Raw genomic sequence first — 11,415 nt, forward strand, 5'->3', positions numbered from 1 at the left:
TCGGCACTCAGAACTACCCGGCCTCGTCGGTGTTCAACACCATCTACCTGGACCAGCTGCCGAACGGCACCTGGGACGTGAACGGCCGGACCTTCTCGTTCCTGTCGGTCTTCCCGTACGGCTATAATCCGCGTTTCATCGGCGACATCCGCGACGTGTCGGCCACCGGCGGCCTGCGCGGCACCCTTCCGTCCGGCCTGCGCTACGACTTCAGCGCCAGCCGCGGCGAGAGCCGGATCGTCTATCACATCAACAACACGCTGAACCTGTCGCTTGGCCCCAACTCGCCGACCGAGTTCTACGCCGGCACGCTGACCGAGCGGGACACCAGCTTCAACTTCGACCTGTCGTATCCGCTCGAGATGGGGCTCGCGAGCCCGGTCACCCTGGCGGTCGGCGCCGAGCACCGGACCGAGCGCTACATCATCTCGGAAGGCCAGCCGGAATCCTACGCCGTGGGGCCCTACGCCTTCCAGCGTCTGAGCAACGGCGGCACCGCCTCGCAGGCGCCGTCCTCCAACGGCTTCCCGGGCTTCTCGCCGAAGTTCACCACCGACAGCTCGCGTGACAGCTACGCCTTCTACGGCGACGCGGAAGGCGACATCACCGAGCGCCTCTCGCTCGGCGTGGCGGTGCGCTACGAGCACTTCTCCGACTTCGGCAGCACGACCAACGCGAAGGTTTCGGGCCGCTACGAGATCAGTGATGCGGTCGCGATCCGCGGCGCGGCTTCGACGGGCTTCCGGGCCCCGACCGCCGGCCAGCTGTTCACCGCCGCCGGCGTCACGGGCTTCGTCGGCGCCAGCCCGACCGAGAACGTGACCCTGCCGGCCACGGACCCGGCCGCCGTCTTCTTCGGCGCGACGCCGCTGAAGCCGGAGAAGTCGGTCAACCTGGCGGCCGGTGTCGTCATCGAGCCGTTCTCGGGCGCCTCGCTGACCATCGACTACTACAACATCAAGGTCGAGGACCGCCTCGGCCGGTCGCAGAACTTCCAGATCATCGATACCGCCAATCCGGCCGCCGAGGCCGCGACGCGCGAGAAGCTGCGTGAACTGGGTGTCGCGAACTGGGCGACGATCGGCAACCTCAACTTCTTCACCAACGCCTTCGCCACCCGCACCCAGGGCGTCGATGTCGTGGCCAGCTATCGCCGCGACACGGACTACGGCCTGTTCACCACCACCCTGGCGGCGAACTACAACAAGACGAAGGTGACGGAGCGGAACGTCCGCATCATCAACGACGTCACCAAGGGCAACCTGGAGAACCTGACCCCGCAACTGCGCGGGTCGCTGACCCAGGCTTGGAGCAACGGACCGCTGGCCTTGTTGGCGCGGGCCAACTACTACGGCTCGATCGTCAGCTATGCCCTGCCGGTCAACGGCGGCACCATCAAGTTCGGGGAAGAGGTCACGCTCGACCTCGAGGGCCGCTACGACTTCAACGACAACTTCAGCTTCGCGATGGGCGTCGAGAACCTGCTCGACGAATATCCGGATCAGAACATCCGCTCGCGCGGACTTCCGAACTCCAACTGGTACGAAAGCACCCAGTCGGGCTCTGAAGGCGCACGCTTCAACGACGCCTCGCCGTTCGGTTATAACGGCGGCTTCTGGTACGCGCGGTTCACCGCGCGGTATTGATCGACCGACGGCCCCGCGAGATGTTCGCGGGGCCGTTTTTCTTTTCCAAGAGGCTGCTCATGACCCGTGGTTTCCTTGCGTCGGCGGCCTTCGGCCTGGCGATGATCTCGGCAGCGCCAGCCGTCGCCCAGGCGGCCGATCCGTTCACCGGCATGTGGCTTCTCGATTACGCCGCGACCGGCGGCGGCGCGGCCGACCAGCGGCTGACCATCGATGTGCGCGGCGACGAGGAGACCTATCAGTCGGCCCTGACGCAGGCGGACGGCACCCGCCAGGTCACCAACTACGTCGCCCGTTACGACGGCAAGGAATACCCGAGCCGCACCGAACTCACCGGCGGTCCCAATCCGCCCGCCGTGCGCCAGGACACGGTCGTCCTGCGCAAGATCAGCGATCGCCAGCGCAACCGCTACTGGAGCAAGGACGGGAAGCTGTCGCGGGTCCTTGAGCGCATCGTCAGCGCCGATGGCCGCACCCTCAGCTCGCAGATCACCGACTACGACGCCAGCGGCGCCGAGAAGCGCGGCCTCAAGCTGATCTTCCGCAAGCAGTAGATGCAGCGGCGCGACCTTATCCGGGCCGGCCTGGCGGCCGCGGCCGCGGCGACGCTGCCGCCCTCCGCAGTGCGGGCCCAGGCCGCGAGGGCCCGGACCGGCGGCGACCTCGCCATCGTCAACGCCGACATCGTCACCCTCGACCCGGGCCGTCCGCGGGCCGAGGCGGCCCTGGTGCGGGCCGGGCGCATCGTCCGGGTCGGCGATCGCCGCTCGGTGATGGCGGGGGCCCGTGACGCCGAGGTGTTCGACGCCGGCGGCCGGGTGGTGACGCCGGGTTTCATCGACGGCCACGTCCACCTCGAACTCAGCGCCCTCGCGTTCTCGGACATGGTCATGGCGCACGCGCCGCCGATGACCAGTCTGGCGCAGATCAAGCAGGCCCTGGCGGCCAAGGCGCGCACGACGCCGCCCGGCCGCTGGGTCGTCGGCCGCTCGTCCTATGACCTGCAGAACAAGGTGACGGAAAAGCGCTTGGCGATGCGCCAGGAGCTGGATGCGATCACGACCGAACACCCGCTGATCCTGTTCTCCGGCTTGCACGTGGCGATGCTGAACACGGCGGCCCTGAAGGCGCTGCGACTGTGGAACCGGGCCGAGGCCGAGAACCTGCGGTGGCGCAACGGCGCCTTGCGGGTCGGCACCACCATCCACCGCGACGAGGCGGGCGACCCGATCGGCATCGTCACCGAGATCGCCGACCTGTTCTATTCGGCCGATCCGTACACCGTCGACGAGATCAAGGCCGCCCTGAGGGCGCAGACCGCGCCGCTGTTCGTGGACAAGGGCATCACTTCGATCGCCGGCATTCCCAAGGCGGTCAACGACATCCGGGCGATCCAGGAGATGGATGTCGCCGGCGAGCTGCCGCTGCGGATCCGCTACTACATCCACACGCCGCTGACGGTGGACATCGACGCCCTGATGGACACCGGCCTGGCCGCCGGCTTCGGCGACGACATGCTGAGGTTCGGAGGGGTGAAGATCTTCGTCGACGGCACCGGCGGCGATGGCCTCGGCAAGAGCTTCGACGACCTGAAATGGTCGCAGGAGGAGCTGAACCGCACGGTCTGGCTGGCCCATGATGCCGGGCTGCAGTGCATCCTGCACTGCGTCACCCGGGTCGGCTTCGAGATGGCGATGAAGGCGCAGGAGCTGGCGCAGGGCCGGGCGCCTCGCGACCTGCGCCACCGCATCGAGCACGTCACCTATATCGACGACGCGCCGTCGATCCAGCGCATGAAGGCGATGGGCGTGCGGGTCACGCTGACGGTCGCGGCCCCGGCGTCCGGCACGCGCCGACGCGGCGGGCCGCGAGTGTTCCGCAGCTTTGTCGACGCCGGGCTGGAGCCGCTGGCGGTGTCGGATTCGACCGGCACCGAGCCGGACTTCAGCCCGCTCGGCGGCATCGGCGCGCTGATGGCGGGACCGTCGGAGGGCGGGGTGCTGGCCGAAGGTCAGGCGCTCGGCTTCGAGACGGCGTTGAGCAGCTACACCCTGTGGGCCGCCCGGGCGCTGCGCGAGGATGCGGTCAAGGGATCGATTGCGCCGGGCAAGTTCGGCGACTTCGCGGTGCTTTCCGCCGACCCGCGCCGGCTGCGTGGCCGGGGGCTGTTCGACGTCAGGGCGCACGCGACGATCCTCGGCGGCCGGGTCGTGCACCGCGCCTGACGCGGCCGCTCGCGTCGGCGCGAGTCGGGGTATGGAGCGCGAAGCCCATTGTGGCGCCGGTGGGCTTGTGGAAGATGCGTCTTTCCGGGCAGCCAAGGCTCCTTGGGGGGAACGTCTGAAGGCAGGCTGCGGCGCGCCGCGCCTCGCCTCGCGAGTGGAGGAAACTAGAACGTGGGCAGCAATGTAACCGAGCCGAACCAGGAAGGTCTGGGCCGCTCGCTGAAATCGAGGCACGTCTCGATGATCGCCATCGGCGGGATCATCGGCGCGGGTCTGTTCGTCGGCAGCAGCACGGCGATCGTCACCGTCGGGCCGGCGGTCACGGTCAGCTACGCCCTGGCGGGCCTGCTGGTCCTGCTGGTGATGCGGATCCTGACCGAGATGGCCATGGCCAACCCCGGCGCGGGCTCGTTCACCGAGTTCGTCCGCCGCGGCCTCGGCGACTGGGGCGGCTTCGTCTCGGGCTGGCTCTACTGGTATTTCTGGGTCGTGGTCGTGGCCATCGAGGCGATCGCCGGGGCCAAGATCCTCGAGCTCTGGTTCCCCGCCTTCGCGGAGTGGCAGATCGCTGTCGTCCTGCTGCTGCTGATGATGGGGGTTAACCTGACCTCCACCCGCTCCTACGGCGAATTCGAGTTCTGGCTGTCGCTGATGAAGGTCGTCGGCATCGTCGGCTTCATCCTGATCGCCGCGATCTTCGCCTTTGGCATCACCGCGCCGGGGGGTCCGACGTTCGGGAACCTGACGGCGCACGACGGCTTCGCGCCGTTCGGGCCGCTGGCCATCCTGGCCGGGATCACCAGCGTGATCTTCGCCCTGACCGGGGCCGAAATCGCCACCATCGCCGCGGCCGAAGCCGACGAGCCGGAGAAGACCATCGCCAAGATCACCAGCTCGGTGGCGGTGCGGATCCTGCTGTTCTACGTCGTCTCGATCTTCCTGATCGTCAGCGTCGTCCCCTGGACCACCATCGAAGCCGGCATCTCGCCCTTCGCGACGGCTCTGGAAGGGATGAACATCCCATACGCCGACACGGTGATGAACTTCATCGTCCTGGTGGCGGTGCTGTCGTGCCTGAACTCCGGCCTCTACGTGACCTCGCGCGTGCTGTTCGTCCTCGCGGCCTGCGGCGATGCGCCGAAGGCCCTTGCGGCGGTGAACAAAAAGCGGGTGCCGATCCGCGCGACCCTGCTGGCCAGCGGCGTCGCGGGCATCGCGCTGGCGGCCTCGTACATCAGCGGCGACCTGTTCAGCTTCCTGGTCAACGCCTCCGGCGCGATCATGCTGTTCATCTACCTGCTGCTGTGCGTCTCGCAGATCATGAACCGTCGCGACCAGGCACGGCAGGGAATCGCCCCGCCGTCGGTGCGCATGTGGTTCTACCCCTGGTCCACCTACGCGGTGATCCTCGGCATCCTGGGTGTCCTGGTGGCGATGGTTGCGACGCCGGCGCTGGCCAGCCAGTTCTACCTCAGCCTGCTGGTCGCCGTGGGCGTGGGCGCCTGCTACCCGCTGGTGCGGCGGCGCAAGCTGCAGGCCGCCGCCGCCGAATAGCCTCACCCGAGGCCCCGGTTCCGGCACCGGCCGGAACCGGGTGACGGCTGGTCACCACAGACGGAAGCGTAAGCACCTTCACGCGGAAGACGGCGCGTCCTAGTTCACCACCACGGCCGGGCCCTGGCCCGTAAACCCCCTGCGCCCTCCACCAGGCGCAAGGCTCTGCTTTCTGGAGATTTCGCGTGACCGTCAGTTCGACCCGCCCCCTGGCCCCGAATGACCTCGAAGCCTATTGGGTCCCGTTCACGCCGAACAAGACGTTCAAGGCCGCGCCCAAGCTGCTCGTGTCGGCCGACGGCATGTACTACAAGACCCAGGACGGTCGGGACATCCTCGACGGCACCGCCGGCCTGTGGTGCGTCAACGCCGGCCACAACAACCCACACATCGTCCGCGCCATCCAGGAACAGGCCGCGACACTGGACTACGGCCCGGCCTTCCAGCTGAGCCATCCGAAGGCCTTCGAGCTGTCGAACCGCCTGGTGGGCATGGCCCCCGAAGGGTACAGCCACGCCTTCTACACCAACTCCGGTTCGGAATCGGCCGACACCGCCCTGAAAATGGCGCTGGCCTATCACCGGGCCCGCGGCGAAGGCAGCCGCACCCGGCTGATCGGCCGTGAACGCGGCTACCACGGCGTGAACTTCGGCGGCATGTCGGTTGGCGGCATCGTCGCCAATCGCAAGGTCTTCGGCCACCTGCTGGCCGGCGTCGACCATATCCGCCACACCCTGGATCTCGACCGCAGCCGCTTCACCAAGGGCATGCCAGAGCAGGGCGCGGAGTTCGCCGACGACCTGGAGCGCCTGGTCGCCCTGCACGACGCCTCGACCATCGCCGCGGTGATCGTTGAGCCGGTGAGCTGCTCGACCGGCGTGCTGGTGCCGCCGAAGGGCTACCTGAAGCGCCTGCGCGAGATCTGCGACAAGCACGGCATCCTGCTGATCTTCGACGAGGTGATCACCGCGTTTGGCCGCCTCGGCACCAACTTCGCCGTCGACTACTTCGACGTGAAGGCCGACATCGTCACCATGGCCAAGGGCCTGACCAACGGCGCCGTGCCGATGGGCGCGGTGCTGGTGCGCGACGGCATCTTCGACACCCTGGCCGGCGTCGCCAACGGCGGCATCGAGCTGTTCCACGGCTACACCTATTCGGCCCACCCGCTGGCCTGCGCCGCTGCGCTCGGCACCTTCGACGCCTACGAAGAACAGGACATGTTCACGAAGGCCGGCAAACTCGGCGAGTACCTCGAGACCCGCATCCACGAGCTGCAGAGCGCGCCGAACGTCGCGGACATCCGCAACATCGGCTTCATCGGCGCCGTCGAGATGGCCTCGCGGCCGGGCGCGCCGGGCGCGCGGGCGATGGAGATCTTCAACCGCTGCTACGAAAAGGGCGTGCTGATCCGGGTGACCGGCGACATCATCGCCCTGTCGCCGCCGTTCATCGCGACCAACGGCGATATTGACCGGATCATCGATACGCTGCGGGAATGCATCGAGGCGACCGCCTGATTCCGAACGGGACGGGCCACCAACAGTAACAAAGCGGCGGGGCCTCGCCCCGCCGACGTATTCCCGGGGAGGGGCATATGGACGGCGATCGCAACCTTGGCATGGACCGCCAGATCAGCCGGCGCGACTTCGTGCACGGCGCGGCGGCCGGGGCGCTGGCCCTTGGCCTCCCCGGCGCGGCGCTGGCGCAGGGCGCAGGCCCGGGCGGCGGCGCGGCCAACGAGACCTATCCCCCGGCCAAGACCGGGATGCGCGGCAGCCACCCGGGGGCCTTCGAGAGCGCCCACGCCCTGCGCGACGGCACGCTCGACATCGGCGCGGCGCGCGACGTCGACCAGACCTATGACCTGGTGGTGGTCGGCGGCGGCCTGAGCGGCCTGGCGGCGGCGCACTTCTTCCTCAAGGACGTCGGCAAGGATGTCCGGGTGCTGATCCTCGAGAACCACGACGACTTCGGCGGACACGCCAAGCGCAACGAGTTCCGCGTCGACGGCAAGCTGGTGGTCATCAACGGCGGCACGCTCAATATCGAGTCGCCCGAGCGCTACAACCGCTGGGCCCGGCAGGTGCTGGACGACATCGGCGTCGACCTGCACCGCTATGAGAAGGCCAACGAGGAGAACGACAAGCTCTACGCCTCGCGCAACCTCAAGCCCTCGTACTTCTTCGACAAGCAGACCTGGGGCCGCGACCGGCTGGTGGTGAACGACGGCCCGCGCGGCCGCGGCATCGCGCCGGAGACCATCGCCAAGACCCCGCTGTCGGCGAAGGCCAAGGCGGACATGCTGCGCCTGATCGGCCCGAACCAGCCGGACTACTTCCCGGGCCTGACGCCCGAGCAGAAGATGGAGCGGCTGGCGAAGATCTCGTACCGCGACTACCTGCTGAACGTCGTGAAGGTCGATCCGCAGGTCGTGTGGTTCTACCAGACCAGCGGCCACGGCACCTTCTGCGTCGGGGCCGACGCGACCCCGGCGCTGTTCTCGTGGGCGTCGGGCGCGCCAGGCTTCGGCGGCCTAGGGCTGCAGCCGCTGCCGGGCGGCCTGTTCGCCGACCTGCCGGGCGGCCATCACGGTCGCCAGCGCGAGGGCGGCCACTCGGTGCACTTCCCGGACGGCAACGCCACGGTGGCGCGCCTGCTGGTCAAGACCCTGATCCCCGACGCGGTCGAGGGCTCGAGCCAGGAAGACATGGGCTTGGCCAAGGTCGACTACGGCAAGCTCGACCAGGACGGCCAGGCGGTGCGCATCCGCCTCAACAGCACGGTCGTCAACGTCCGCCACGACGGCGACGCGGCCACCGCCAAGGAGGCGCTGGTCAGCTACATCAACCGCGGTCAGCTTTCGCGGGTCCGGGCCAAGGCCGTGGTCATGGCCTGCTGGAACATGGTCATCCCGTACATGGTCCCCGAGCTGCCGGAAGCGCAGCGCGAGGCGCTCGCCTATGGGGTCAAGGGCCCGATCATCTACACCAACGTCGCCCTGCGGAACTGGCGCGCCTGGGACAAGCTGGGCGTCAGCCGGATCTCCAGCCCGACCTCGTTCCACGAAAGCTGCGAGCTGACCGAGGCGGCGAGCCTCGGGGGCCTGCACCATGCCCGCACGCCGGACGATCCGATCGCCCTGCACCTGGTAAAGGTGATGACCAAGCCCGGCCTGCCGCGGCGCGACCAGCACCGGATCGGCCGCGCCGAGCTGCTGGAGACCTCGTTCGAGACCTTCGAACGTAACATCCGCAGCGAGCTGGCCCGCCAACTGGGCGCCGGGGGCTTCGATCCGGCGCGCGACATCGCCGGCATCACGGTGAACCGCTGGCCGCACGGCTACGCCTATACCTACAACAGCCTCTACGACCCGATGGAGTGGGTGTTCACCAAGAGCGAAAACCGGCCGTGCGTGGTCGGTCGCCAGCCCTACGGCCTGATCACCATCGCCAACTCCGACGCCGCCGCCAGCCCGCACACCGACGCGGCCTTCCTGGAAGCGCATCGGGCGGTCAGCGAGGTGATCGAAAAGCGGACCTATCCCTTCGCGAGGATCTGATCGTGGGCGGCAAACCGGATGGTGATCCGGCGCCCGACGCGGCAGCGCTTTACAAGACGCCCGCAAAGGCCAACCCTTCGCGCGAAGGGGATGTCATGGGCGTTGCGTGGAACGACGGGGAGGAAAATCCCCAGAACCCCAGATCGGGGTTGCGTCGTCGGGTGCTGCCGCCGTTCTCCGGCCTGCGTGCGTTCGAAGCGGTGGGGCAGCTCGGCGGCATCCGGCGGGCGGCGCTGGAACTCGGCGTCGACCACGCGGCGGTCAGCCGTCATCTGCGGGCGCTCGAAGCCTGGGCCGGAGTTCGGCTGATCGACCGGGCGCAGGGCGGCCGCCTCACCGCCGAAGGCGCGCGCTACCATGAGCGGATTTCCGCCGCCCTCGAGGAGATCGGCCGGGCCAGCGCCGAGCTGACCCGCCAGGGCGACGACCATCGCCTGATGATCTGGTGCGTGCCGGGTCTCGCCTATCGCTGGCTGAACGGCCGGCTTTCCGAGTTCCGGACGCTGGACCCCGAGATCGAGATCGAGGTCCGCCCCACTGAACAGGCCCCGGACTTCGGCCGGCACGAGGCGGACGCCGAGATCCGCTACCTGCGGGACATCACGCCCAACGCCGACGGCGACCTTCTGACTTCGGAGATCGCCCGGCCGGAGGTGATCGCGGTCGCGAGCCCGGCGCTGGCCGCCGAATTGCCGCCGGTCGTCCCGGCAGAGGCCCTGCTGGACCAGCCGCTGCTGCACGAGCACGACGACACCTACTGGCGCGAATGGCTGGCGGCCAAGGGCGTCACCACGCCGACCCGGCTGGCTGGACCGCGGCTGTGGCATGCCCACCTGACGCTGGACGCCGCCCGGCGCGGGCAGGGGGTGGCGCTGACCAACGACTTCCTGCTGGCCGACGACCTGGACGGCGGGCAGCTCGTCCGGCTGAACGTCACGCCGGCCGAGCCGGCGCCGCGGTTCGGGGCGTACGTGTTCCGGGCGCGGCGCGATCGCTGGCGTAGCCCCGGCATTCTGAAATTCCGCCGGTGGCTCGAGCGCTGCGCCGAGACCATGTGACCGGCGCCCGAGGCGGCGCTCTCCGACTGAAGGCTTTGATCCTCCCGTGACCCCTGAAGGCCGTCCTGTCCTGCTGTTCGCCTGCGAAGGCGTCCCTCCGGAGCGCTGGGCCAGCGACATCCGCGCGGCGGCGCCCGAGGTCGAGCTGCGGATCTGGCCCGACGGCGGCGACCCGGCGGAGGTGGACTTCGGCTTCGCCTGGGCCAACCCCCGCGGCTTCTGGCGCGGCTTTCCGAACCTGCGGATGATCTTCTCGCTGGGGGCCGGGGTCGACTCGCTGCTGCTCGACCCGGACCTGCCGGACGCGCCGATCGTCCGGATGCTCGACCCCAACCTCGCCGAGGGAATGAGCGAGTTCGTGCTGATGCGCACCCTGCATCACCACCGCTCGCTGCACCGCTATGAACGCCAGCAGCGCGAACAGGTCTGGCGCGCGATCCGACCGCCGCTGGCCAGCGAGCGGACGGTGGGCATCATGGGCATGGGGGAGCTTGGCCGGGCCTGCGCGCGAAGCTTGCTGACGGCCGGGTTCCGGGTACGCGGCTGGGCGCGGACCGCGCGACCGTTCGACGGCGTCGAGATGTTTGGCGGCGACGACGGTCTGGCGGAGTTCGCGGCCGGCTGCGAGATCCTGGTCTGCCTGCTGCCGCTGACGCCGCAGACCGAGGGTGTGCTGAACGCCGACCTGTTCGCCCGCCTTCCGAAGGGCGCCTGCCTGATCAGCGTCGGTCGCGGCGCGCACCTGAATGAGGCCGACCTGCTGACGGCGCTGGAGAGCGGGCAGATCGAGGCGGCGACGCTGGACGTCTTCCGGCAGGAGCCCCTGCCGAAGGGTCACCCGTTCTGGGGCCATCCGGCGATCGCGGTGATCCCGCACGCCGCGGCCTTCACCTATCCGCAGACCGCCGCGCCGGTGCTCGCGGACAACCTGCGGCGTGCGTTGAGGGGCGAGCCCGTCGACGGCCTGGTGGACCGGGCCGTCGGCTACTAGTGGCCTTCGCCGTCCTCGTGGCTGTGGTTGTGGCCCTCGAACCGGTCGGCTTCCTCATGGATCTGGCCGAGGGCGGCCTTCAGGGCCGCGTCGAGACCGGGCCGTGAGGGGTTAAAGGCGAGGACGAACCTCGGGCTCAGCCAGTCCGGGACGTCGCCGCTGCGCTGGCCGACCACGTCTCCCTCGGCGTTCAGCGAGTAGGTGGTCACAAAGCCGCGATAGTTGGTCATCCAGTTGGTGTCGCCATAGGTGGTCTGGGCGACGACCGCCGGCGCGCCCGGATTGACGTGATCGCCGCGGCCGTCCTGACCGACGCGGTATCGCTGGATCACCTGGCCGGCGACCTCGACCTCGATCACGTCCGGCTTCGGGCCGCGGA

Annotated in this window: 9 protein-coding genes; 8 read left to right on the plus strand and 1 reads right to left on the minus strand. The window is 69.0% G+C overall.

Translation table 11 applies throughout. The annotated features are described in order from the left end of the window. The 8 genes from ACILRF_RS10425 to ACILRF_RS10460 all read left to right on the plus strand — a co-directional run. Nucleotides 1–1,646 (plus strand): TonB-dependent receptor plug domain-containing protein (locus tag ACILRF_RS10425; protein WP_395672590.1); only part of this gene is annotated, 1,646 nt, incomplete at its 5' end. Between the two features lie 59 nt (nt 1,647–1,705). After that, entirely contained in the window at nt 1,706–2,200 is a 495-nt protein-coding gene (locus ACILRF_RS10430) for a hypothetical protein (protein WP_395672592.1), read from the plus strand. Then, nucleotides 2,201–3,871: an amidohydrolase gene (locus tag ACILRF_RS10435; RefSeq protein WP_395672594.1), complete on the plus strand. Its 1,671-nt coding sequence runs from the start codon at nt 2,201–2,203 to the stop codon at nt 3,869–3,871. 171 nt (nt 3,872–4,042) lie between these two features. Further along, nucleotides 4,043–5,425, plus strand: a complete 1,383-nt coding sequence (locus tag ACILRF_RS10440) for an amino acid permease (RefSeq protein ID WP_395672596.1) — start codon at nt 4,043–4,045, stop codon at nt 5,423–5,425. A gap of 185 nt (nt 5,426–5,610) precedes the next feature. Next, entirely contained in the window at nt 5,611–6,945 is a 1,335-nt protein-coding gene (locus tag ACILRF_RS10445; RefSeq protein ID WP_395672598.1) for an aspartate aminotransferase family protein, read from the plus strand. A 77-nt stretch (nt 6,946–7,022) separates the two neighbouring features. Next, complete coding sequence (locus ACILRF_RS10450; RefSeq protein ID WP_395672600.1) at nt 7,023–8,987, plus strand: NAD(P)-binding protein; 1,965 nt, start codon at nt 7,023–7,025, stop codon at nt 8,985–8,987. A 95-nt stretch (nt 8,988–9,082) separates the two neighbouring features. Continuing rightward, nucleotides 9,083–10,045, plus strand: a complete 963-nt coding sequence (locus tag ACILRF_RS10455; protein ID WP_395672602.1) for a LysR substrate-binding domain-containing protein — start codon at nt 9,083–9,085, stop codon at nt 10,043–10,045. 46 nt (nt 10,046–10,091) lie between these two features. Beyond that, nucleotides 10,092–11,036: a 2-hydroxyacid dehydrogenase gene (locus ACILRF_RS10460; RefSeq protein ID WP_395672604.1), complete on the plus strand. Its 945-nt coding sequence runs from the start codon at nt 10,092–10,094 to the stop codon at nt 11,034–11,036. On the opposite strand, the gene ACILRF_RS10465 is transcribed toward ACILRF_RS10460, so the two are convergent. Next, nucleotides 11,033–11,415 (minus strand): hypothetical protein (locus tag ACILRF_RS10465; protein ID WP_395672606.1); only part of this gene is annotated, 383 nt, incomplete at its 5' end. The two genes, ACILRF_RS10460 and ACILRF_RS10465, sit on opposite strands and share 4 nt — an antisense overlap.

The sequence above is a fragment of the Phenylobacterium sp. genome (assembly GCF_044236515.1).
Taxonomy (GTDB): Bacteria; Pseudomonadota; Alphaproteobacteria; order Caulobacterales; family Caulobacteraceae; genus Phenylobacterium.